Source organism: Streptomyces sp. NPDC048258 (assembly GCF_043201995.1).
Taxonomy (GTDB): domain Bacteria; phylum Actinomycetota; class Actinomycetes; order Streptomycetales; family Streptomycetaceae; genus Streptomyces.
This window is the reverse complement of the sequence record NZ_JBICZH010000011.1, coordinates 258,430-281,719: the sequence shown is the minus strand read 5'-3', so window position 1 is coordinate 281,719 and position 23,290 is coordinate 258,430. Positions and strand designations below refer to the sequence as shown.

Here is a 23,290-nt window from a genome sequence, read left to right as displayed (position 1 = left end):
GGTGATCAGTGACCCATGCCCAATCCGCCGTCAACGGGAATGACGGCTCCGGTGATGTACGCGGCGTCGTCGGACGCCAGGAAGCTCACGGCTGCCGCGATCTCCTCGGGCTGCGCGTAACGGCCGAGCGGCACCTGGCCCACGATGCCCGCGCGCTGCTCGTCGGTGAGCACCTTAGTCATGTCCGTGTCGACGAAGCCGGGGGCGACCACGTTGAACGTGATGTTGCGGGAGCCCAGCTCACGGGCGAGCGAGCGGGCGAAGCCGACCAGCGCGGCCTTGGAGGCGGCGTAGTTGGCCTGACCCGCCGAGCCCAGCAGTCCGACGACCGAGGAGATCAGGACGACGCGGCCCTTCTTGGCACGGAGCATGCCACGGTTCGCGCGCTTGACCACCCGGAAGGTGCCGGTGAGGTTGGTGTCGACGACCGAGGAGAAGTCCTCCTCGGACATCCGCATCAGCAGCGTGTCCTTGGTGATGCCGGCGTTGGCCACCAGCACCTCGACCGCGCCGTGCGTGTCCTCGATCTGCTTGTAGGCCTGCTCCACCTGCTCGGAGTCGGTGATGTCGCAGCGGACCGCCAGGACGCCGATCGAGGTCAGTGCCTCCGGCGGCTCGCCGGACCGGTACGTGATCGCGACCTTGTCTCCGGCCTCCGCGAAGGCACGGGCGATGGCGAGGCCGATGCCCCGGTTTCCTCCGGTGACGAGAACCGAGCGGCTCAACGGATCACCCTTTCGCTAGCGGTCTGAATACCGAAAACCTATAGGCCGTGTCCCTCGTACGGAGAATCGACCTCCGACAGGGCCTTGCGGCGGGCTCTGTCGAGTCCCTACAGAAAGATGTAGGCACAAGAGCCCTGAGCGCGACATGATCGGGGCGACCGGCTCCGACCCCGGGAGGACTTCCGTGCCCCATTCCATCGACGCGGCCTTCACCGCGCTTCCCTTGCGGGCGCTCGCCGACGCGGCGCTCGCCCGGGCGCGCGCGCTGGGCGCCGAGCATGCCGACTTCCGGCTGGAGCGGATCCGCAGCGCCTCCTGGCGGCTGCGGGACGCCAAGCCCTCCGGCGGCTCCGACACCACCGACCTCGGGTTCGCGGTCCGCGTGGTGCACGGAGGCAGCTGGGGGTTCGCCTCCGGTGTGGACCTGACCATGGACGCCGCCGCCAAGGTGGCCTCGCAGGCCGTGGCCATGGCGAAGCTGTCCGCCCAGGTGATCAAGGCCGCGGGCTCCGACGAGCGGGTGGAACTGGCCGAGGAGCCGGTGCACTCCGAGCGGACCTGGATCTCCGCCTACGACGTGGACCCCTTCGAGGTTCCCGACGCGGACAAGGCGGCCCTGCTCGCCGACTGGAGCTCGCGGCTGCTGGCGGCCGACGGGGTCGCGCACGTGGACGCCTCGCTGCTCGCCGTGCACGAGAACAAGTTCTACGCCGACACCGCGGGCACCGTGACGACCCAGCAGCGGGTCCGGATCCACCCGCAGCTCACGGCGGTCGCCGTGAACACCACCACCGGCGAGTTCGACTCCATGCGCACCATCGCCCCGCCGGCCGGGCGCGGCTGGGAGTACCTGACCGGCACCGGCTGGGACTGGAACGCCGAGCTGGAGCAGATCCCGGGGCTGCTCGCCGAGAAGATGCGGGCGCCGAGCGTGGAGGCCGGGCGCTACGACCTGGTGGTGGACCCGTCCAACCTGTGGCTGACCATCCACGAGTCCATCGGCCACGCCACCGAGCTCGACCGGGCGCTGGGTTACGAGGCGGCGTACGCGGGGACCTCCTTCGCCACTTTCGACCAGCTCGGCAAGCTCAAGTACGGCTCCCCCATCATGAACGTGACGGGTGACCGCACCGCCGAGCACGGGCTGGCCACGGTCGGCTTCGACGACGAGGGCGTCGAGGCGCAGAGCTGGGACCTGGTCAAGGACGGCACCCTGGTCGGCTACCAGCTGGACCGGCGGATCGCGAAGCTGACCGGTCTCGGCCGCTCGAACGGCTGCGCGTACGCCGACTCCCCCGGGCACGTGCCCGTGCAGCGCATGGCGAACGTGTCGCTCCAGCCGGATCCGGGCGGCCTGTCCACCGAGGACCTCATCGGCGGGGTCGAGCGCGGGATCTACGTGGTCGGCGACCGCTCCTGGTCGATCGACATGCAGCGCTACAACTTCCAGTTCACCGGGCAGCGGTTCTTCCGGATCGAGAACGGCAAGCTGGCCGGGCAGCTGCGCGACGTCGCGTACCAGGCCACGACCACCGACTTCTGGGGCTCGATGGAGAAGGTCGGCGGCCCGCAGACCTACGTCCTGGGCGGCGCCTTCAACTGCGGCAAGGCCCAGCCGGGCCAGGTGGCCTCCGTCTCGCACGGCTGCCCGTCCGCGCTGTTCCGCGACGTGAACATCTTGAACACCACGCAGGAGGCCGGCCGATGAGCACGCTTTCGAACGGACGCACCAAGCCCCACGAGATCGTCGAGCGGGCCCTGGAGCTGTCCACCGCCGACGGCTGCGTCGTCATCGCCGACGAGGAGTCGAGCGCCAATCTGCGCTGGGCGGGCAACGCCCTGACGACGAACGGTGTCACCCGCGGCCGGACCCTCACCGTCATCGCCACGGTCGACGGCAAGGAGGGCACGGCCTCGGGGGTCGTCTCGCGCTCCGCCGTCACCGCCGCGGACCTGGAGCCGCTGGTCCGGGCCGCCGAGGCGGCCGCGCGCGGGGCGGGTCCCGCCGAGGACGCCCAGCCGCTGGTGACCGGGACCCCGGCCTCGCCCGACTTCACGGACTCCCCCGCCGAGACCTCCTCGGCGGTGTTCGCGGACTTCGCGCCGGCCCTCGGCGAGGCCTTCGCCCGGGCCCGCGCGGGCGGCCGGGAGCTGTACGGCTTCGCCAACCACGAGCTGGTCTCCACGTACGTCGGCACCTCGACGGGCCTGCGGCTGCGCCACGACCAGCCCAAGGGCACCCTGGAGCTCAACGCCAAGTCCCCCGACCGGCAGCGCTCGGCCTGGGCCGGCCGCGCCACCCGGGACTTCAAGGACGTGGACCCGACCGTGCTGGACGCGGAGCTCGCCGTACGCCTGGGCTGGGCGGAGCGGAAGATCGAGCTGCCTGCCGGACGGTACGAGACCCTGCTGCCGCCGACCGCCGTGGCCGACCTGCTGATCTACCAGATGTGGTCGGCGGCGGCCCGGGACGCGGTGGAGGGCCGTACGGTCTTCTCCAAGCCCGGGGGCGGCACCCGGGTCGGCGAGAAGCTGTCGGAGCTCCCGCTGACCCTGCGCAGCGACCCGAACGCGCCGGGCCTGGAGTCCGCGCCGTTCGTGATCGCGCACAGCTCCGGGGACGACGCCTCGGTGTTCGACAACGGCCTGCCGGTCCCGGCGACCGAGTGGATCCGGGACGGGGAGCTGACCCGGCTGACCACGACCCGGCACACCGCCGGGCTGACCGGCCTGCCGCTGTCCCCGGCCTTCGGGAACCTGCTCCTGGAGGGCGGCGGCGACAAGTCGCTGGAGGAGATGGTGGCGGGCACCGAGAGGGGCCTGCTGCTGACCTGCCTCTGGTACATCCGCGAGGTCGACCCGGCCACCCTGCTGCTCACGGGCCTGACCCGGGACGGCGTCTACCTGGTGGAGAACGGGCAGGTCGTCGGCGAGGTCAACAACTTCCGGTTCAACGAGTCCCCCGTGGACCTGCTGTCGCGGGCCTCGGAGGCCGGCCGGACCGAGAAGACCCTGCCGCGCGAGTGGGGCGACTGGTTCACCCGGGCCGCGATGCCGGCGCTGCGCATCCCGGACTTCAACATGAGCTCGGTCAGCCAGGGGGTCTGACCCACCTAGACTGGGCTTTGTATTTCCCTACACCAAAAGGAGTCGAGAGAACCGTGACGGACATCGTCGACGAACTGAAGTGGCGCGGGCTCTTCGCCCAGTCCACCGACGAAGAAGCGCTGCGCAAGGCGTTCGCGGACGGTCCTGTCACGTTCTATTGCGGCTACGACCCGACCGCGGCCTCGCTGCACGTGGGGCACCTGGTGCAGGTGCTCACCATGCGCCGGCTCCAGCTGGCCGGGAACCGGCCGCTCGCGCTGGTCGGCGGGGCCACCGGTCAGATCGGTGACCCCCGCCCGACCGCCGAGCGGACCCTGAACGATCCCGCGGTCATCGCGGAGTGGGTGAACCGGCTGCGCTCGCAGATCGAGCCGTTCCTGTCCTTCGAGGGCGAGAACGCGGCGGTCCTGGTGAACAACCTGGACTGGACGGCGGGCATGTCCGCGATCGAGTTCCTGCGGGACATCGGCAAGCACTTCCGCGTCAACAAGATGCTGACGAAGGACTCGGTCGCCAAGCGGCTGGAGTCCGACCAGGGCATCAGCTACACGGAGTTCAGCTACCAGCTGCTCCAGGGCATGGACTTCCTGGAGCTCTACCGGCGCCACGGCTGCGTGCTCCAGCAGGGCGGCTCCGACCAGTGGGGCAACCTGACGGCCGGCCTCGACCTGATCCACCGGGTCGAGCCGGGCGCGGTCGTGCACGCGATGGCGACCCCGCTGATGGTCAAGGCGGACGGCACCAAGTTCGGCAAGACCGAGGGCGGGGCCGTCTGGCTGGACCCGGAGATGACCACGCCGTACGCGTTCTACCAGTTCTGGCTGAACGTGGACGACCGGGACATCTCCACCTACATGCGGATCCTGTCCTTCCAGAGCCGTGAGGAGCTGGAGGCGCTGGAGGCGCAGACCGCCGAGCGGCCGCAGGCCCGCGCCGCGCAGCGGGCGCTGGCGGAGGAGCTGACCACGCTGGTGCACGGCGCCGGCCAGTGCGCCGCCGTGATCGCCGCGTCGAAGGCGCTGTTCGGCCAGGGCGACCTGGCGGAGCTCGACGAGGCCACGCTGGCCGCGGCCCTGTCCGAGCTGCCGCACGCCCAGGTGGCGGAGCTCGGCCTGGTGGTGGACCTGATGGCGGAGACCGGTCTGGTCGCGAGCAAGTCGGCCGGCCGCCGGACCGTGAAGGAGGGCGGGGCCTACGTGAACAACGTGAAGGTCACCGCCGAGGACGCGGTCCCCGCCAAGGAGGACCTGCTGCACGGGCGGTGGCTGGTGCTGCGCCGCGGCAAGAAGAGCCTGGCCGCGGTCGAGGTCACCGGCGCCTGACGCCTGAGAACGCCTCGCGGGGCGGCACGGCACGAGCACGGCGGAGGGGCCGGTTCGGACACGAAGTCCGGCCGGCCCCTCCGTCATGCCCGGGGGCCGACTAGGTCATCTGCCGCTTGTTGCCCCGGACCGCCTTGTAGGCCATGTCGCCGAGAGCGACGATCAGGACCGCTCCGGCCAGCTGCAGCAAGTGCCGGGTCCAGTCGATTCCCTTGGTGTCCTCGACGCCGATCCAGGTGGCGACGGCGTTGCCGAGGACCGCGCCGATGATGCCGAAGATCGTGGTCAGCCAGAGGGGCTGGTGCTGCTTGCCCGGCAGGATGGCCCGGGCTATCAGGCCCAACACGAAACCGACGATGATCGCCCACAACCAAGACATGTCGAGCCTCCTCCTGGCGCGTTGTGCGCACGTGCGCCCAGTCTCGGCCCGTACGGCGTACCGCGCATTTCGGGCACCCCATTCGGGGGACACCCCCTCTCCTCGCGGTCCGGGAGGCCGCGTACGGTGGGAGGGTCCGGGCCGGGGAGTGTCCGGCGGGTGATCGGGTGGTGAAGCGTGGAGCGGACGAAGCGACAGAAGCGGAACGGGGCCGAGGTCTTCCGTATCACCGGCGCGCGGATGGGGCTCGCCGAGGATGTGCGGGGCCGTCAGCGACGCTATGTGATCTCGATGGCGATCAGGACCCTGTCGGTCATCGCGACCGTGCTCTTGTGGAACGTGCAGCGCCCGGTGGCGATCGTGACGCTGATCGCGGGCGCCTTGCTGCCCTACGTCGCCGTGGTCATCGCCAACGCGGGGCGCGAGTCGGCCCCCTCGCTGCCCTCGCACTTCATCCCGGCTCCCGTGAGGCCTGCGCTGGACGCGGAAAACCTCAAGAAAAGCTCAGATCAATCATGAAGTTCCGGTGCACCGTACCGGGTCCTGCGTGACATACTGCCTACGCGCTCCGCATCCCCCGTCGGAGCGACGGACCGACGCCGGGCAGCTCCCCCCGTGGCTGCTCGGCGTCGCCTTTCCGTAGGGTTGAGGCGTGACCTCCCCTGATACCGAGACCCCCACATGCTCCGCCAAGGGCTGCCGCGACGCGGCCGTCTGGGTGCTGGCGTGGAACAACCCGAAGCTGCACACGCCGGAGCGGCGCAAGACCTGGCTGGCCTGCGGGGACCACCGCGAACACCTCTCCCAGTTCCTGGGGGTCCGCGGTTTCCTCAAGGACGTCGTGAAGCTCGACGAGTGGGTGCAGCCGGAGGGCTCGGAGCGCGAGCGCTAGCGCTCGCCCCGACGCCGGACAGGACCTAGCCGCCGATCGCCGACATTGGGCGGTCGGGCTGCAGGAAGGACGGGTCGTCGAGACCGGACCCGGCCTTCTTGCCCCACATCGCCACCTTCCAGAGCCGGGCGATCTCCTCGTCCGGGGCGCCCGAGCGCAGGGCGGCGCGCAGGTCCGACTCCTCGGTGGCGAACAGGCACGTACGCACCTGGCCGTCGGCCGTGAGCCGCGTACGGTCGCAGGCGCCGCAGAACGGGCGGGTGACGGAGGCGATGACGCCGACGGTGGCCGGGCCGCCGTCGACCACCCAGCGCTCGGCCGGGGCGGAGCCGCGCTCGTCGGCGCCCTCCTCGGTGAGCGTGAAGCGGGTGCGCAGTGACTGCAGGATGTCACCGGCGGTGATCATGCCGTCGCGCTTCCAGCCGTGCTGGGCGTCGAGCGGCATCTGCTCGATGAAGCGGAGCTCGTACGCGTTCTCCACGGCCCAGGCCAGCAGGTCGGGGGCCTCGTCGTCGTTGAGTCCCGGCATGAGGACCGCGTTGACCTTGACGGGGGTGAGGCCGGCCTCGCGGGCCGCGGCCATGCCGTCTATGACGTCCTTGTGGCGGTCACGGCGGGTGAGGGTCTTGAAGACCTCGGGCCGCAGGGTGTCCAGGGAAACGTTCACCCGGTCCAGGCCGGCGGCCTTCAGGGCCTGCGCGGTGCGCTTGAGGCCGATGCCGTTGGTGGTCAGCGACATCTTGGGGCGGGGCTCCAGGGCCGCGCACTGCTCGACGATCCCGACCAGGCCGGGGCGGAGCAGCGGCTCGCCGCCGGTGAAGCGGACCTCGGTGATCCCGAGCCGGGTGACCGCGATGCGGATCAGCCGCACGATCTCCTCGTCGCTCAGCAGATCGGACTTTCCGAGCCACTGCAGGCCCTCCTCGGGCATGCAGTAGGTACAGCGCAGATTGCACCGGTCGGTGAGCGAGACGCGCAGGTCAGTTGCCACGCGGCCGTATGTGTCGAGAAGCACTGTGGGCCCCCTCCCCTGTCCGGATCTGTAGAGGTTCGATAAATCGAGCCTACGTGACGCCTGTGTCATGAAGGGGTCCCCAAATGAACGAGACGTAACGCGGCCGCGTCGTAGGGAAGTACGACGCGGCCACGCACGGTGTTCGGCCGAACTCATAGAGCTCGGTGGGCCCGCTCGGTGGGCCGCTCGGTGAACCCGCTCAGTGAGCCCCGGTTCCCGTGAGGGAGCGGACCTCCAGCTCGGCGAACTTCTGGGGGTCCGCCTTCTCCTTCGACAGGACGGTTCCGAGCCAGCCCAGCAGGAAGCCGAGCGGGATGGAGATGATGCCCGGGTTCTCCAGCGGGAACCAGTAGAAGTCCGCGTCCTTGAACATCGAGGTGGGCTTCCCGGAGACCACCGGGGAGAACAGCACCAGGCCGACCGCGGAGATCAGGCCGCCGTAGATCGACCACAGCGCTCCCTGGGTGCTGAAGCGCTTCCAGAAGAGGCTGTAGAGGATCGTCGGCAGGTTGGCGGAGGCGGCGACCGCGAAGGCGAGGGCGACCAGGCCGGCGACGTTCAGGTCGCGGGCGAGGGCACCCAGGCCGATGGCGACGGCGCCGATGACCACGGTCGACCAGCGGGCCGCGCGCACCTCCTCCTGCTCGGTGGCCTTGCCCTTGCGGATCACGTTCACGTAGAGGTCGTGGGCGAAGGACGAGGAGGAGGCCAGGGTGAGGCCCGCGACCACCGCGAGGATGGTGGCGAAGGCGACCGCGGAGATCACGGCGAGCAGGATGGCGCCGCCGGTGGAGTCGGCCCCGCCGCCGATCTCCTGGGCGAGCAGCGGGGCCGCGGTGTTGCCCGCCTTGTTGGAGGCCAGGATGTCGGCGCGCTTCAGCAGGGCGGCGGCGCCGAAGCCGAGGGCGATCGTCATCAGGTAGAAGGCGCCGATGATGCCGATGGCCCAGTTCACGGACTTGCGGGCGGCCTTGGCGGTGGGCACGGTGTAGAAGCGGATCAGGATGTGCGGCAGTCCGGCGGTGCCCAGGACCAGGGCGATGCCCAGCGAGATGAAGTCCAGCTTCGTGGTCGCGTCCTTGCCGTACTTCAGCCCGGGCTCCAGGAACTTGGCGCCCTGTCCGCTGTTCTCGGCGGCCTTGCCCAGCAGGTCGGAGATGTTGAAGTTGAACTTCACCAGCACCAGGAAGGTGATCAGCAGAGCGCCCGCGATCAGCAGGACGGCCTTGATCATCTGGACCCAGGTGGTGCCCTTCATGCCGCCGATGGTCACGTAGACGATCATCAGGACGCCGACGAGGGCGACGACGGCGACCTTGCCGCCGTCGCTGGTGATGCCGAGGAGCAGCGAGACGAGCACGCCGGCGCCGGCCATCTGGGCGAGCAGGTAGAAGATCGAGACCACGATGGTGGAGGTGCCGGCGGCGGTACGGACGGGCCGCTGGCGCATCCGGTACGCGAGGACGTCACCCATCGTGTAGCGGCCGGAGTTGCGCAGCGGCTCGGCGACGAGCAGCAGGGCGACCAGCCAGGCGACGAGGAAGCCGATGGAGTAGAGGAAGCCGTCGTAGCCGAAGAGGGCGATGGCACCGGCGATGCCGAGGAAGGACGCGGCGGACATGTAGTCGCCGGAGATGGCCAGGCCGTTCTGGAAACCGGTGAACTGGCGGCCGCCCGCGTAGAAGTCGGCGGCGTCCTTCGTCTGTCGGCCGGCCCAGATCGTGATGATCAGGGTGGCGACGACGAACAGGCCGAAGAGGGTGATGATCAGCGGGCGGTGCTCGGTGGCACCGGCCGCGACCGTCGTCAGGTGGAGCGAGCCGCTCATTCGCCGGCCTCCATCCTCGCCTTGATGGCCGCGGCCTTGGGGTCGAGCTTGGTGGCGGCGTGCCGCGAGTACAGCCAGGCGATGAGGAAGGTCGTCGCGAACTGGGCGAGGCCGAGCACGAGGGCGACGTTGATGTTACCGAAGAGCTTGGTCCCCATGAAGCCGCCCGCGTAGTTGGACAGCAGTACGTAGAGCAGGTACCAGGCGATGAAGGCCACGGTCAGCGGGAAGGCGAAGGAACGGTAGGAGCGGCGCAGTTCGGCGAACTCGGCGCTCTGCTGGACGTGTCCGAAATCTTCGGCCGTGGGGACCGCCGGGGGCGTTCCCGCGCTGCCCGGTGGCGGCGCTGCTTCGGTGGTCACGGGGGGTTCTCCTTGCGATGCGGGCGCGGTGGGGACGACGGACATAACAACCTCCGTGTGGGGGGACAGTGGTGCTGAGCCCCCCTGTCAACGGCACGGCCGGCGCGTCGGGACGGTTCAACACCCGCGGGTTCTTCAGAGACTGATTTCTCGAACGGATGGCGCAGAAGCGAACACCGGCACTAGGTTCCACATGTCATGAACCCGTCCGCCGTGACCACGACCGGACGGTTTTTTCAAGGATGATGTGGAGAACCCATGGCTCATCTGGGATCCGGCCGCCGGCGAGCTCTCGCCGTTCCGGTCGGCCTGGCGCTCACCGCCTCGCTCGCCTTCCTGCCCTCGGTCGCGGCCTCCGCCGCTCCGCTGGGCAACACGGCGGACGCGGCCACGGCCTCCAAGGCCGACACCACCGGGCCCAAGCTGTCGTACGTGGCGAACCTGAACTCGTACGCCACGGTGACGGCGGCGAAGAAGGCCGTCGAGCGCGCCGGTGGAACCGTGGTGACGGCGCATGAGCAGATCGGCGTCATAGTCGCGCACTCCCAGAACCCGGAGTTCGCCAAGCAGCTGCGGGCCCAGCGCGGACTGTTCGTGTCCGTCGGCGCCACCCGGACGGCCCCCCTGCAGACGGTGCAGACCACCGAGGAGGGCACGACGCAGAAGCTCAGCGCGGCGGACGCCGCCAAGGCGGCGGCGGACGCGGCGCCGGGCCAGGAGCCGCTGGAGTCCAACCAGTGGGACCTGCGCGCGATCAAGGCCGATCAGGCTCACAAGATCAACGATGGCAGCCCCGACGTCACGGTGGGCATCATCGACACGGGTGTCGACGACACCCACCCGGATCTCGCCGCGAACTTCTCCAAGGAGCAGTCGGCCAACTGCGTCGGCGGCGTACCGGACACCTCCGAGGGCGCATGGCGCCCGTACGTGGACGGCAGCGACCACGGCACGCACGTGGCCGGCACCATCGGGGCCCCGCGCAACGGCGTGGGCGTCAGCGGTGTCGCGCCCGGTGTGAAGCTCGCCGCGATCAAGGTGAGCGAGCCCGGGACCAGCCTGTTCTACACCGAGGCGGTCGTGTGCGGCTTCATGTTCGCCGCCGAGAAGGGGATCGAGGTGACCAACAACAGCTACTACGTCGACCCCTGGTACTTCAACTGCAAGACGGACGACGACCAGAAGGCGCTGGTGGAGGCCCTCACCCGGGCGAGCAACTACGCCCAGCGCAAGGGCGTGCTGAACGTCGCCGCGGCGGGCAACGAGAACTTCGACCTGGCGTCCGACTCGATCGTCGACGACACCAGCCCGAACGACACCACCCCGACGCCGCGCACCATCGACCCGCGCGTCTGCCTGGACGTACCGACCCAGCTGCCGGGTGTGGTCACGGTGACCGCGACCGGTGACAAGGGCTTCAAGTCGTACTACTCCAGCTTCGGCCTGGGCGTGGCGGACGTCGCGGCCCCCGGCGGCGACAAGTGGCAGGTCCCGGCCACCCCGGACGCCAACGGCCGCGTGCTGTCCACCGTCCCGGGCGGCGCCTACGGCTACAAGCAGGGCACCTCGATGGCCACCCCGCACGTCGCGGGCGTCGCGGCCCTGCTCAAGAGCGCGCACCCGTCGGCCACGCCGTCGCAGCTGCAGGCGATGCTCAAGGGCCAGGCCACCAAGACGGCCTGCCCGGCCCAGGTCTACGACGCGACCGGCGCTCTGATAAACGCCACCACCTGCGTGAGCAAGTGGGGCCAGACCGGCTACTACGGCTACGGCGTGGTCGACGCGCTCAAGGCCGTGAAGTAACAGCTCCTACACGAAAGGGCCGGGCGGGGGTCACCCCGCCCGGCCCTCTCCTTTTCATGCCGGCGTCAGGGCTTGATCAGCACCTTGAGCGCGCTGCGGTCGTCCATCGCTCGGTAGCCGTCCGGAACCTCGTCGAGGGAGACGGCCCGGTCGAAGACGGGCGCGGGGTCGATGGCGCCGCTGAGGATGTCCTCCAGCAGCTCCGGTATGTACGCGCGGACGGGGGCGACGCCGCCGCGCAGGGTGATGTTGCGGTCGAACATGACGCCGAGGTCGAGACCGGTGCCACTGCCGTGCGGGACGCCGACGTAGCCGATGGCCCCGCCGTCGCGGGTGATGTTCACGGCGGTGCGCATGGACTGCTCGGTGCCGACGGCCTCGATGACCGCGTGCGCGCCCTGGCCGCCGGTGAGCTCGCGGACGGCGGCCTCGGCGGCCTCCCCGCGCTCGGCGACGACGTCGGTGGCCCCGAAGAGCTTGGCGATGTCCGTCCGGACGGCGTGGCGGCCCAGGGCGATGATCCGCTCGGCGCCCAGGCGCTTGGCGGCGAGGACGCCGCACAGGCCGACCGCGCCGTCACCGACGACGGCGACCGTGGAGCCCTTGCGCACGCCCGCGCCCAGCGCCGCGTGGTGGCCGGTGCCCATGACGTCGGAGAGCGCGAGCAGCCCGGTCAGCAGGTGGTCGTCGGAGACGGCCGCGGCGGGCAGCTTCACCAGGGTGCCGTCGGCGTGCGGTACGCGGACCGCCTCGCCCTGGCCGCCGTCGTGGCCGACCGAGCCCCAGAAGCCGCCGTGCACGCAGGAGGTGTACAGGCCCTCGGAGCAGTAGTCGCAGGTGCCGTCGGACCACATGAAGGGGGCGACGACGAGGTCGCCGGCCTTGAGGCCCGACACGGCGGAGCCGGTCTCCTCGACGACGCCGAGGAACTCGTGGCCTATGCGCTGGCCGGGCTGGCGCTCGGCCTCGCCGCGGTAGGCCCACAGGTCGCTTCCGCAGATGCAGGCACGCAGGACGCGGACGACGGCGTCCTCGGGGCGCTGGATCGCAGCGTCGGGCACCTCCTCCACGCGGATGTCGTGCGGGGCGTGGATGACGGTGGCGCGCATGGTGGTGCAGTCCTCCGGCTCGGGGATCGTTCAGTCGTGGCTGTGCCGCCCTTGTGGGGCTTCCCTACCGTACGCCTGTTCGCGGGCGGGTCCGCCGGTGGCCAGGAGGAACTGCGCGGCCAGATAGGTGGCCATGATCCAGAAGTCCGGCCGGGGCAGCTGGGGCCATGCGGCGACGCCGGTGGCGATGAGCGTGTCCGAGAGCAGGAACAGCGCCCCGCCCGCCCCGGCCCGCAGCCCGAGGGCGCTGGAGCGGTAGGCCATGGCGGTGAGCAGCAGGCTGTAGCCGGCGACGGGGATGCGCAGGTCGGCCGGGAGGTCGGACCAGAGCAGCGCGACGGTTCCGATCAGCGCGAGGGCGTACGCGCCTCCGAGCAGGGCGTTGGTGCCGCGCCGGCCGAAGAGCACGAGGTAGCAGACGTGCCCGGCGGCGAAGGAGCCCATGCCGATCAGGAAGGCGGGCTCGGCGTCGAAGAGCAGGGCGAGGTCCCCGCCCCAGCCGAAGAGCAGGGCGGCGACCAGCAGTCGGGGGGCGCCGCGGGTGATCACGTACGCCACCAGCAGCGGCATCAGCAGCGGCTTGGCGAGGACGTGCCCGAGGTGCCAGCCGGCGAGCAGCGAGCCGAGGTCCAGGGCCGTGGCCGCGGCGAAGGCGCCGAGCAGCACGCGGCCCGCGAGGCCGCCGGCGGCGGGCGCGGTGCGGGCCGCCCAGGACGGCGTACGGGACTCGGTGGCGCTCACGCGGCGGGTTCCGGGGCGGCGGCGGGCTGGGGCGCCGGGGCGGGGGGCTGCTCCTGGGCCGGGGCCTGGGCCTGCTCCTGGGCCTGGACCTGGACCTGGGCCTGGGCCTGGGCCTGGGCCGGGGCCTGGGCCTGGGCCTGGGCCGGGGCCTGGGCCTGGGCCGGGGCCTGGGCCTGGGCCTGGGCCGGGGCCTGGGCCTGGGCCTGAGCCGGGGCCTGGGCCTGGGCCTGAGCCGGGGCCTGGGCCTGGGCCTGAGCCGGGGCGTGGGCCTGAGCCGGGGCCTGGACCTGGGCCGGAGCCTGGACCCGGGCAGGCTGCCAGCCGGGGCCGCCGAAGACGCGTCCGGCGCGCTCGCGCCAGCTCGTGGCGGCCCGTACGTCGCGGGCGATGGCGGCGTACTCGTGGGTGGCCACGCGCAGCGGGTTGTAGGTGTTGATGTTCTTCGTCAGGCCGAAGACGGGCTTGTCGGTCTCCCCCACCCAGGAGCCGAACATCCGGTCCCAGATGATCAGGATCCCGGCGAAGTTGCGGTCCAGGTAGCCGCCTTGGGAGGCGTGGTGGACGCGGTGGTGGGAGGGCGTGTTGAAGACGTACTCGACGGGCCGCGGCAGCTTGCCGATCCGCTCGGTGTGGATCCAGAACTGGTAGGCGAGGTTGACCGAGTAGCAGAAGGCGATGACGGCGGGGTGTACGCCGAGGGCGATCATCGGCAGGTAGAACGGCCAGGTGGTGGCGCTGGTCCACGGCTGGCGCAGGGCGGTGGTGAGGTTGAACTTGCGGCTGCTGTGGTGGACGACGTGGCAGGCCCAGAGGATCCGTATCACGTGGTGCCCGCGGTGCTGCCAGTAGTAGAGGAAGTCCTGCGCGAGCAGCATGAGCAGGAGGGTCCACCACACCACGGGCACCCGCAGCGGGGTGAGCTCGTAGACGGCGGTGTAGATCGCGACGACCGGGATCTTCCAGAGCAGGTCGAAGACGATGCTGCCGAGTCCCATGCCGACGCTGGTGACGGCGTCCTTGGTCTCGTACCCGGCGGCGTCCTCGTCGGGATGGATCCGGTAGCTCACCAGCTCGACGACGGTGAGCAGCACGAAGGCGGGTATGGACCACAGCACGACATCGGGCAGGTTCGGCATGTCCGCACCATAGAGGCGGCTTCGGGGGTGCCGCTAGAGGTTGTTACCGATCGGTATCCATCTGGGTTACCGCGGGTTCGCGAGATGATGTCCGGGCCAAGGGGAGGGCGGGGTATGACGGGTTTCGAGACGGTTCTCTTACGGGTGGCGGGCACGGCGGCGGGCGCACTGGTGAAGTCCCTGCTGGCCCGGTCTCCGGGGGCGGGCCTGACGGCGGATGCGGCCGGTCCGGCCCCGCGCTGGCGCAAGCCGCCGGCCGAGCTGGGCGAGGCCGAGATGCGCCGGCTGGCCGGTGCGCTCGCAGCACGGCTGGGCGAGGCCTGCGCCCGGCTCCCGGAGCACGAACGCCTGGCGGCGGTGGACGCGGTGGGCGACACCTTCGCCGCGCTGGGCGCCCTGGACGCGGAGGCCCTGTTCGCCGCGGACCTGGACCCGTCGGCCCTGGCGTCGGCCCTGCCGCCTCCCCCGCCGGGCCTCGGCGAGGGCGCGCAGGCCCTCTACCGACGGCTCGTACGGCTGTGCTGCGAGCACGCGGTGGAGTACGCGACGACCCTGCCGGGCTTCGGCGCCCGGGCCGATGTGGAACTGGTCCGCCGGACAGGGGAGTTGGCGCGCTCCCTGGACCGGCTGCACCAGACGGGCGACGGGCCGGCTCTCGCCTTCGAGGAACGCTACGCCGAGTACATCGCCCGCACCCACGGCCGTCTGGAGCTCTTCGGCCTCACCCTCAGCGGGTCCCGGCCGGAGTGGCCGCTGGATCTGGCCTACATCAGCCTCGTGGTCAGCGGCGATCCGACCCTTCGAGGGGCGCCCGAGCCCCACCGGACCTCGGCCGACGTGAAACAGGCGCTGCGCGGTGCCGAGCGGGTGCTGATGCGCGGCCCGGCGGGGTCGGGAAAGAGCACCCTGAGGCCCCGGAACTGGACCCGGACGTCTGGGGCGAACCTCACCCGCCTGCGGCTCGCCGAGTGTGCCGGGACCGTCGGCCTCTCCCCCCTGGCGGGGCTGGACTCCCTGCGGCTGGAGCTGGACCGGCGTACCGCGTTCACCGGGGTCGACCGGATCCCGCCGGAGCGGCTCACCTACATCTGATGAGCCGCTCCGGCGGGGAACCGGGGTGTCACCAGACGCGGACCGAGCCGCCCCGGGCGAAGGCCGGGCTCGTGGCCTCCGGCGGGATCTCCGTCAGGGGCTGCGCGATCTCCTCGACCAGGGGGCCGTGCTTCGCTGCGACCTCGTCCAGCATCCGCAGGTCGAAGCCGTAGACGCGGGCCGCGTTGCCGCCGACCATCGCGGCGACCTCCTCCCGCGGGAGGCCCGCGTAGGCGATGCGGAGGCCTTCGCGGGAGAAGGGGGTGGTGCCCTCGTCGTGGGGGTAGTCGCTGCCCCACATGATCTTGTCGAGGCCGATCCGCTCCCGGAGCGGGACCTCGTGGGGGCGCATGAAGCTCGCTCCCACGAAGCAGTTGTCCCGCCAGACCTCGCCCGGGCCCTTGCCCATGGCTTCCGCCAGGCCCGCCCCGAACTTGGACTCGGCCGTCACCGAGGCCGCGACGAGGCGGCCGTGGTAGTAGTCCAGCATCTCCATCACGCCCGGGATCCAGCCGGAGCCCTGTTCCGTCAGGACCAGCTTGAGGCCCGGGTGGCGGCGGAAGGCTCCGCCGAAGATGAGGTGCCACAGGGCGCGGTGCGAGAACCAGGTCGTCTCCACCATGAACACGGCGCGGGCCGCCGGTTCGTCGCCGAGCGGCGGGGACGCCGAGCCGCCGTGGTGGTTGACCGGGACGTCCAGCTCGTCGCACACCGCCCAGATCGGGTCGTACGCGGCCGAGTAGAGCTCCGGGACCGTCGAGCCGGGCGGGACTCCGGGCAGCAGGATGCCGCCCGTCAGGCCCGCCTCCTTCGTACGGCGGATCTCCTTCACCGCCGCGTCCACGTCGTTCAGCAGGATCTGGACGACGCCCGCCCGGCGGCCCGGCGCGTCCGCGCAGAAGTCCGCCAGCCAGCGGTTGTGGGCCTGGAGCCCGGCCCAGCGCGTCGCGTACTCCGCGGCCGTCGGCGGCTGGGCCATCAGGGAGGCCTTGGGGAAGAACGGCGGGATGGTGTTGGGGAAGACGACCTCGGCGACGATGCCGTCCGCCTCCAGCTCGGCCAGCCGGCGCCGGGAGTTCCAGTTCTTGTCCGCCGTGTCCGCGAGGAGGTCCTCGTACGGGTTCACGTAGGTGGCGGCCCAGGCGTCGAAATCGTCGTGGTACCGCTTCTCCAGGTACGGCTTGTAGTCCAGCAGGTCGGCGCCCGCGTGGCAGTCCGCCGAGATCACGGTGTACCGGTCGCCGGTCATTCCGAGACCCCCAGGACCGGGAAGTCGTGCTCCGTCAGCCAGTGCCGGCCCACCTCGCGGGAGCGTGCCCAGGAGGCCTCCACCGCCGCCTGGTCCGGGGACTGGCCCAGCTCGGCCGGGGTGGGGCCGATCCGGCGGGCGATCGGGGCCAGTTTCGCGGTGTCGAAGCCGAAGACCTCGGCGGCCGCCAGGCCGAGCATGCGGCGGGTCTCCTCCACCGGGATGTCGTGGAAGGTCTTCCTCAGCCAGTTCCGGGTGGCGGGCCAGGTGCCCTCGGGGTGCGGGAAGTCCGAGCCCCACAGGATGTTGTCCACGCCGATCTCGTAGCGCTGGGCCAGTTCCCGGCGCTTGGTGTTCGTCGCGCAGATGAAGACCTGCCGGTCCAGGTACTCGCTCGGCGGGCGCTTCAGCTCCTCGAACGGCGAGAGTTTCTTGCCGCCGTGCGCGCCGAGGTAGAGCCGGTCCATGAACCAGAGCTGGTTCGGGAGCCACCAGCAGCCCGACTCCGCCACGCCGAACCTCAGGCCGGGGTGCCGTTCGAAGACCCCGGACCAGAGCAGGAACCACAGCGGGCGGGCCGGCCACCAGGTGACCTCGGAGACGAAGATGCCCAGGTGGTCGCCGTACTCATGGCGCGGCGAGGACCCGGAGTGGGTGACGATCGGCATCCGCGTCTCGGCCGCCGCCGCCCACACGGGGTCGTAGCGCCGGTCGTGGTAGGGCGCCTTGTCCACCCACATCGCGGGGATCATCAGCGCGCCCAGCCCGGACTCCCTGGCCCGGTGGATCTCCGCGACGACCTCTGTCGGCTCGCCCGTGATGGGGAGCAGGGCGACCCCGCAGTGCCGTTCGGGGGTCTGCGACACGAATTCGGCCAGCCAGCGGTTGTGCGCCCGCGCCCCCGCCATGCCGAGCTCGGGGTCCTGGTCGCCGGAGAGGCCCAGGCCCACGCCGAAGGGGGCCGCGGTCTGGCTGTCGACGGCGTCCGCGTCGGGGAAGACGACCTCGGCGGCCACGCCGTCGCCGTCGAGTTCCTTCAGCCGCTGTCCGGTGTCCCAGCCGCCCTTGAGGCCTTCCTCGTGGTCGTGGAACCACTTCTCGGCGAAGGCCTCGTTGCGGACGCCCAGGCGGGTGGCCTCCGCACGGCGGGCGTCGCGCTCGCCGAGGAACTCGTCGAACTGGCGGTGGAAGCGGGAGTCGAGGTAGGGCCGGTACCGCTCCGTGGGGAGGCCCGCGTGGCAGTCGGAGGAGATGATCAGGTACGGGTCTTCGTACGCACTCACTACAACGCCCCTCAGTCGAGGATGAAGCTTTCCAGGTAGGCGGGGTTGGCCCGGTCGAGCATCGACTGCGACCGGGCGCGGATCTGCCGGTCGCTGTGCTCGCTCGCCGGGAGCATCCAGAACCGGTCGGCGCGGATGCCGTCCACCACGTGCTCGGCGACCTCCTCGACCGGGGTGAAGTCCACCTCGTGGCCGGCCTTTCGCATCGCGGCCTCGTACTGGTCGAGGCTGCGGTACGGGGACTTGCGCGGGCGCTGCTTCGCGTAGCGCTCGGGCCGGTTGCGGTGGGACTCCCACAGGCCGGTGCGCAGCATGTGCGGTCCCGGGAACAGGACGGAGGCGCCGACGGCCGCGCCCTCCGCCTTGAGGTGGGCGTACAGGGACTCGGTCATGGTGACCACGGCCGCCTTGGTGACGGCGTAGACGGAGGCGGTGGGCAGCGGGGCGATGCCGCCGTCGCCGGAGGAGGTGTTGACGACGTGGCCGGGGGCGCCGGCGGCGATCATGCGGGGGACGAAGGCCTGGATGCCGTGGAAGACGCCCCATACGTTGACGGAGAAGGCCCATTTCCAGTCGTTGGGCTCGTGCTCCCACATCCGGCCCTCGGCGCCTGAGCCGACGCCCGCGTTGTTGCAGAGCACGTGCACGGCGCCGAAGGCCTCGTACGCGGCGTCGGCGAGCGAGACCACCGAGTCGCGGTCGCTGACGTCGACGGCCTTGGCGAGGACCTGGGCGCCGTCCGCGGCGAGCTCGTCGGCGGCCTTGCGCAGGGCGGCTTCCTCCACGTCGGCGAGGACGACCCTCAGCCCCTCGGCGGAGAAGCGGCGGGCCATCGCGAGGCCGATGCCGCTGGCGGCGCCGGTGACGACGGCGACCTGTCCCGGTTCGAGCCGCATGTCACGCACTCCCCTCGGGCAGCCCGTCGAGGATCTGCATCGGGTCGTCGTAGCGCTGGTGGATGTACGGGAGCAGGGCCTGGGCGCTGACCCGCTCGACGACCTTGCCCTTCTGGTCGGTGGTCTTCTCGCCGATGGTGATCTCCACGACCCGGCGTACGGGGAGGTCGGCCACGGGATCGAACATCGACTCGCGGAGCACCACGTCCCCGGTGATGTGCTCCAGCTTGCGGACCTTCTCGTTGCGCGTGCAGTGCACGAGGACCGGGTCCGCGTCGAAGCCCGAACCGTCCACGGCGGGAAGGAACTTGAAGTAGAAGTCGGTCTTCTGGGTGGGCTCGGGCAGCGGCAGTTCGCGGTCGACCGCCCCGCGCACCTCCACGAAGGCGATCCCGTGCCGGGCCAGCGAGGCCCGTACGACGAGACCTTCGCGCTCGACGGTGACCTCGCCCAGCTTCTTCGGCTCGCCGAAGACCTCGCGGCCGCCGATCAGGGCGCGCTCATGGGTCATCGGCATGACCAGCGGGTACCAGCCCTCGACGCCTCCGTGCTGGGCGGCGACGGCCACCGAGCCGGCGCCGAGGGGGTAGCCGGGCAGGTCGACCTTGCTGATGTTGGCCCGCACCAGGGGCCGGTCGGCGGGCTTGAGCGGCGGCGGCAGGACCGCCGCCACCACGTCCGGGTCGCTCTCCCAGACGGCCACCACGCCGGTGGACCAGATGTCGGGGAGCTTGGAACTCTTCTCGCGCGACGCCGCGATCTCGGCCTCGGTGCGCGCTCCGTACCGTACGCGTGCCATGTCTCGCACCACCCTTCCGGTCCCCTCCCAGCGGAAGCCGGGGAGGTTCTGTAACACAGTTACACCGACGCCGATGAAGGGTAAAGACCCCTGCACGCACGAGAACTGACGTTCCGACAGATTGGCGGCCGCCGACATGGCCAGATCCACGCTGACCCGCCCGGAGGTACTCGACGCCGCCGCGTCCCTGGTCAAGCAGCACGGTCCGGCAGCCCTGACCATGCGCAAACTCGCCGCCGAGCTGGGCACCGCTGTCACGTCCATCTACTGGCACGTCGGCAACCGCGAATCGCTGCTCGACGCCCTCGTGGAGCGGACCGTCCAGGAGATGGGCGCCATCCGCCCCACCGGGCGCACACCCTCCGAGCGGATCCTCTCGGTGGCCCGGATCCTGCGGCGCGAACTGCGCGGGCGCCCGCACCTGATCGCGATGGTCCACGAACGCGGGCTCACCGAGCGGATGTTCCTGCCCGCGCAGCAGGCACTCGTGCACGAGGTGCACGCCGCGGGGCTGCGCGGCGCCCGGGCTGCCGACGCGGTGCGCGCGGTCCAGTTCCAGATCGTCGGGTTCCTGCTCGTCGAGCGCAACCGCGAGCGCTCGCCCGCCCAGTCGCCCGGCGAGGGCGAGCTCTGGGACCCGGACGCGGCCCCCGACGACCCGGCCCTCGCCCGCGCCCTGGCCCGCCCCGCGGATCCGGAGCGGCTGTTCCTGCTGTCCGTACGGGCCCTGACGGACGCGCTGTTGAACTCGCCGCGCGGCTAATCGGTTTGCCCGGCGCGCGGGCCCGTGATGGGATCGGCCGTGCGGGGGCGGCTCCGCGGCGTGCATCCTTCTCACTCCTTTTACAAAGAACCCGCGCGCCCACTCTCCGCCCCCGCTTTGTCGTTCGCGGAGGGGAATCCACAACCAGTGTCTGCCATCGAGTCCGTCCTGCTGCGCCGGCTCCGGACCGTCTACGTCGACCACGCACCCGCGTCGGACGCGGGGGACACGCCGGGCCCGATCCCGTCCCCGGGCATGCGGCGGCTGGAGACCGACCTGCTCGACCGGGGCCACTCGGTGTGCCCCGGGCTGTACGCCGCCCTGAGCTCCCTCTCCCCCGCCGGCCTGGACGCGGCCGGGGCCCGGCTGGTGGCGCAGGTGGACGAGCTGCTCGGCTCGGACCGCACCCACGTCCCGCTCTTCCGCCACTTCCCGCACTCCGTCCCCGAGGACACCGACCGGCTGTACGTGGACCGGGTCCTCAGCCTCCTCGCCCAGCAGCCCTCCCAGATCTGCGCGCTCTGCGGGACAGCCTGCACCGTCTTCCCCGTCGATCCGTGTGCCCATCTCGTGTGCCGGTTGTGCTGGGACACCCGCGACTACACGGTCTGCCCGGTCTGCTACCTCCCGATCGACCCCGCCGACCCCTTCCTGCGCACCGGAGCCCGCGAGTCCAAGACCGCATCCCCCGGCCCGCTGCGGCGGCTGAGCCTGGGCGACCAGAGTGTGGACGTGCTCACGGAGGTGAAGCACCTCCTCTGGCAGGAGACCCCGCTCTCCCCGCAGGACCGCGAGGACCTCGCCGTCCTGCTGGCCGCCGTCCCGGCGGATCTGGAATGGCTGGACGAGGAGATCCCCGTACGGGAGACCAAGGCGCTGGTCCTGGGCACGCTGCTGCCCAGGGTCGCCGACCGGGAGCCGTTGCTGCGACTGCTGACCACCGCCACCGACGTGCTGCGGCTGCTCGCCGTACTGTCCGGCGGGGAGGCGGGCCTGCTGCCGCTCCCCCGGTTCACGAGCCCGGACCGGCCGCTGCGCCGGGAACTGCTCGCGGCGCTCGACGCCCTGCCCACGGAGAACCTGGTCGAGGACGTGCTGCGGCATCCGGCGGCCTGGAAGCGGGCCGCCGAGACCCTGCATCCCTTCGAGCGGCACGCCCGGCACCCCCGGGCCGCCCTCGCTTTCGCCGTGCTGCGGGGCACCACCGTGTCCGCCGCCACCCCGCTCGGCGCGGCGCTGCTGGAGACGGCCGCCGCGCACCCGGACGCCGTGCGCGTGGACGGGGACCGGATCCGGCCCGCCACCTGGGCGGGCCGGCTGGAGCAGGCCCTCGCCGCGGGGGACGCGGGGGCCGCGGCCGCGTTCGCCGGGCAGCGCCCGGGTGAACTCGTACGCCGCCTCGACCACCTCCTGCGCCTGCACCCGGGCGAGGAGCTCCTGCCCGAGCTGGAGAAGGCACTTGAGCGGGGGCTGCCCAAGGTGGGCGCGGGCCCGCTGCTGTCCGCGCTCGGCGCGCTGCGGATCCGGGCGCAGGACCGCAGGGGCGGGCGCCGGGTGTTCTTCCCGCGCGGCCAGGTCGCCCGGGCCCAGGTGGCGCGGGAGGAACGGGCCCCGCTGCCCGCGCCCCTCGTCGAGGCGGTCACCGCCCGGCTGGAGGCCGAGGTGCTGCGCCGGTTCGGCTCCGACGCGTGGGACCCGTTCGGCCTGGCCGTCCTGGACTCGGGGCTCGCGGACCTCACCGTGCCCTTCGGTGAGCGCACCGCCGCCAAGTCCCTGGTCGCCGTCCCGCGCGGCAGCACGCAGACCCTGCCGGAGGGCGAGGTGCTGCGGCTGTTCCTGCACTGGACCGAGCCCGCGGGCAACCGCACCGACCTGGACCTGTCCGTCGCCTTCTTCGACGCCGAGTGGAAGTTCACCGGCCTGTGCGACTACACCTCCCTGCGGCACGGGCCGCGCGGGGCCGCCACGCACTCGGGCGACTTCACCTCGGCGCCCGCTCCCGACGGTGCCACCGAGTACGTGGACCTGGACCTGGCCGCGCTCGCGAGGAACGGGGACGTCTTCGCCGTGCCCCTGGTCCTCAGCTACAACAACGTGCCCTTCGACGAGTTGCCGGACGCCTTCGCGGGCTTCATGGGCCTGCCGGCGGACGGACCGCGCGACGCCTCGTACGATCCGCGCACCGTCCGCCAGCGCTTCGACCTGGCCGGCGAGTCCCGGGTGTCCATGCCGATGGTCATGGACCTGGCCGCCCGCCGGGCCCTGTGGGCGGACGTCCACCTTCCGGCGTCCGGGGGTTTCCAGAGCGTCCGCTCGCACGGGGACCGGCTGGCGTCCGTCGCCCGCGACGTGTGGGAGCACTTCCGCTCCGGCGCCCGCACCACCGTGTGGGACCTGGCGGTGTTGCGGGCCGCGGCCCGCTCCCGCGAGGTGGCCGTCATACGCCGGGCTCCGCATCCGGGGCTGCCCGACGAGCTGTGGCTGTACCGGGCCGGGGCGGACGAGCCCGTGGCCGGATTCGCCTCGCGGATCGCCGCCCTGGAGGAGCCACAGGAGCGGCGGGAGCCCGCCGACGCCGACGCGGCCGCCGGGGAACTGGCCTCGGGCAAGCACGTGTTCGTGGCCACGGTGTCCGCGAGCGTGACCACGCAGGATGCCACGGGGACCACGTGCCGGGTCTTCCCGGGGCCCGCCGAAGTGGCCGGATCCCTTGTTTGCAAGGGCGTCGGGTACCTGGTGGCGGAGCTGCACTGGCTGGACTGACGGGCCTTCGGGCCACGGCTGTCGG

20 protein-coding genes and 1 pseudogene are annotated in these 23,290 nt (G+C 71.6%); 9 read left to right on the top strand and 12 right to left on the bottom strand.

The annotated features are described in order from the left end of the window. Positions 1-5 precede the first annotated feature (5 nt). Positions 6-725, bottom strand: a complete 720-nt coding sequence (fabG, locus tag ACGFYQ_RS25490; protein WP_393747585.1) for a 3-oxoacyl-[acyl-carrier-protein] reductase — start codon at positions 723-725, stop codon at positions 6-8. Between the two features lie 184 nt (positions 726-909). On the opposite strand from fabG, the gene ACGFYQ_RS25485 reads away from it, so the two are divergent. From ACGFYQ_RS25485 to tyrS, 3 genes are read left to right on the top strand one after another with little or no spacing between them, the layout of a single operon-like run. After that, a complete protein-coding gene (locus ACGFYQ_RS25485) occupies positions 910-2,433 on the top strand; it encodes a TldD/PmbA family protein (protein WP_393747583.1) in 1,524 nt (507 codons plus the stop codon). Then, complete coding sequence (locus ACGFYQ_RS25480) at positions 2,430-3,833, top strand: metallopeptidase TldD-related protein (protein ID WP_393747581.1); 1,404 nt, start codon at positions 2,430-2,432, stop codon at positions 3,831-3,833. Before ACGFYQ_RS25485 ends, ACGFYQ_RS25480 begins: the two co-directional genes overlap by 4 nt. A 53-nt stretch (positions 3,834-3,886) precedes the next feature. Next, the gene (gene tyrS / locus ACGFYQ_RS25475; protein ID WP_393747579.1) at positions 3,887-5,155 is read left to right on the top strand and encodes a tyrosine--tRNA ligase; all 1,269 of its coding nucleotides are present in this window, start codon (positions 3,887-3,889) and stop codon (positions 5,153-5,155) included. A gap of 100 nt (positions 5,156-5,255) precedes the next feature. On the opposite strand, the gene ACGFYQ_RS25470 is transcribed toward tyrS, so the two are convergent. After that, positions 5,256-5,534: a GlsB/YeaQ/YmgE family stress response membrane protein gene (locus ACGFYQ_RS25470; protein ID WP_393747577.1), complete on the bottom strand. Its 279-nt coding sequence runs from the start codon at positions 5,532-5,534 to the stop codon at positions 5,256-5,258. Positions 5,535-5,774: 240 nt separating this feature from the next. On the opposite strand from ACGFYQ_RS25470, the gene ACGFYQ_RS25465 reads away from it, so the two are divergent. Both ACGFYQ_RS25465 and ACGFYQ_RS25460 read left to right on the top strand, forming a co-directional pair. Then, the gene (locus ACGFYQ_RS25465; RefSeq protein WP_393747650.1) at positions 5,775-6,053 is read left to right on the top strand and encodes a DUF3099 domain-containing protein; all 279 of its coding nucleotides are present in this window, start codon (positions 5,775-5,777) and stop codon (positions 6,051-6,053) included. Between the two features lie 133 nt (positions 6,054-6,186). Further along, positions 6,187-6,426 (top strand): hypothetical protein, encoded by a 240-nt coding sequence (locus ACGFYQ_RS25460; protein WP_393747575.1) that lies wholly within the window; start codon positions 6,187-6,189, stop codon positions 6,424-6,426. A gap of 25 nt (positions 6,427-6,451) precedes the next feature. Here the strand turns inward: ACGFYQ_RS25460 and moaA are convergent, their stop codons facing one another. The 3 genes from moaA to ACGFYQ_RS25445 form a co-directional block, all read right to left on the bottom strand. Further along, on the bottom strand, positions 6,452-7,441 hold the full coding sequence (gene moaA, locus ACGFYQ_RS25455) for a GTP 3',8-cyclase MoaA (protein WP_393747573.1): 990 nt from the start codon (positions 7,439-7,441) through the stop codon (positions 6,452-6,454). A 199-nt stretch (positions 7,442-7,640) separates the two neighbouring features. Next, a complete protein-coding gene (locus tag ACGFYQ_RS25450) occupies positions 7,641-9,269 on the bottom strand; it encodes a cation acetate symporter (protein ID WP_393747571.1) in 1,629 nt (542 codons plus the stop codon). Then, positions 9,266-9,631 carry a DUF485 domain-containing protein gene (locus tag ACGFYQ_RS25445; RefSeq protein ID WP_362389858.1) on the bottom strand — a complete coding sequence of 122 codons (366 nt, stop codon included), beginning with the start codon at positions 9,629-9,631 and terminating at the stop codon, positions 9,266-9,268. Before ACGFYQ_RS25445 ends, ACGFYQ_RS25450 begins: the two co-directional genes overlap by 4 nt. A gap of 258 nt (positions 9,632-9,889) precedes the next feature. Here ACGFYQ_RS25445 and ACGFYQ_RS25440 point away from each other — a divergent pair, with 258 nt between their 5' ends. Beyond that, positions 9,890-11,434 (top strand): S8 family serine peptidase, encoded by a 1,545-nt coding sequence (locus ACGFYQ_RS25440; protein WP_393747569.1) that lies wholly within the window; start codon positions 9,890-9,892, stop codon positions 11,432-11,434. A 65-nt stretch (positions 11,435-11,499) separates the two neighbouring features. Here the strand turns inward: ACGFYQ_RS25440 and ACGFYQ_RS25435 are convergent, their stop codons facing one another. The 3 genes and pseudogenes from ACGFYQ_RS25435 to ACGFYQ_RS25425 form a co-directional block, all read right to left on the bottom strand. Then, positions 11,500-12,543, bottom strand: coding sequence for a zinc-dependent alcohol dehydrogenase family protein (locus ACGFYQ_RS25435; RefSeq protein ID WP_362389862.1), 1,044 nt, complete (start codon positions 12,541-12,543; stop codon positions 11,500-11,502). Positions 12,544-12,573: 30 nt separating this feature from the next. Then, on the bottom strand, positions 12,574-13,284 hold the full coding sequence (locus ACGFYQ_RS25430) for a lysoplasmalogenase (RefSeq protein WP_393747566.1): 711 nt from the start codon (positions 13,282-13,284) through the stop codon (positions 12,574-12,576). Positions 13,285-13,502: 218 nt separating this feature from the next. Then, a pseudogene (locus tag ACGFYQ_RS25425) lies at positions 13,503-14,420 on the bottom strand (sterol desaturase family protein); the annotation flags it as partial. 114 nt (positions 14,421-14,534) lie between these two features. On the opposite strand from ACGFYQ_RS25425, the gene ACGFYQ_RS25420 reads away from it, so the two are divergent. Continuing rightward, positions 14,535-15,512, top strand: a complete 978-nt coding sequence (locus ACGFYQ_RS25420) for a hypothetical protein (RefSeq protein ID WP_393747564.1) — start codon at positions 14,535-14,537, stop codon at positions 15,510-15,512. A 28-nt stretch (positions 15,513-15,540) separates the two neighbouring features. Here the strand turns inward: ACGFYQ_RS25420 and ACGFYQ_RS25415 are convergent, their stop codons facing one another. Genes ACGFYQ_RS25415 through ACGFYQ_RS25400 form a run of 4 tightly spaced genes read right to left on the bottom strand, consistent with a single transcriptional unit; the run spans position 15,541 to position 19,739 of the window. Beyond that, positions 15,541-16,761 (bottom strand): amidohydrolase family protein, encoded by a 1,221-nt coding sequence (locus tag ACGFYQ_RS25415; protein ID WP_393747562.1) that lies wholly within the window; start codon positions 16,759-16,761, stop codon positions 15,541-15,543. Next, positions 16,758-18,044: an amidohydrolase family protein gene (locus tag ACGFYQ_RS25410; protein WP_393747560.1), complete on the bottom strand. Its 1,287-nt coding sequence runs from the start codon at positions 18,042-18,044 to the stop codon at positions 16,758-16,760. Before ACGFYQ_RS25410 ends, ACGFYQ_RS25415 begins: the two co-directional genes overlap by 4 nt. A gap of 11 nt (positions 18,045-18,055) precedes the next feature. Beyond that, a complete protein-coding gene (locus ACGFYQ_RS25405) occupies positions 18,056-18,940 on the bottom strand; it encodes an SDR family NAD(P)-dependent oxidoreductase (protein ID WP_393747558.1) in 885 nt (294 codons plus the stop codon). A 1-nt stretch (position 18,941) separates the two neighbouring features. Then, positions 18,942-19,739 (bottom strand): acetoacetate decarboxylase family protein, encoded by a 798-nt coding sequence (locus ACGFYQ_RS25400; RefSeq protein ID WP_393747557.1) that lies wholly within the window; start codon positions 19,737-19,739, stop codon positions 18,942-18,944. Positions 19,740-19,875: 136 nt separating this feature from the next. Between ACGFYQ_RS25400 and ACGFYQ_RS25395 the strand changes: the two genes are divergently transcribed. Beyond that, positions 19,876-20,502 carry a TetR/AcrR family transcriptional regulator gene (locus ACGFYQ_RS25395; RefSeq protein ID WP_393747555.1) on the top strand — a complete coding sequence of 209 codons (627 nt, stop codon included), beginning with the start codon at positions 19,876-19,878 and terminating at the stop codon, positions 20,500-20,502. Positions 20,503-20,649: 147 nt separating this feature from the next. Next, on the top strand, positions 20,650-23,265 hold the full coding sequence (locus ACGFYQ_RS25390; RefSeq protein ID WP_393747553.1) for an MXAN_6230/SCO0854 family RING domain-containing protein: 2,616 nt from the start codon (positions 20,650-20,652) through the stop codon (positions 23,263-23,265). Positions 23,266-23,290: the final 25 nt, after the last annotated feature.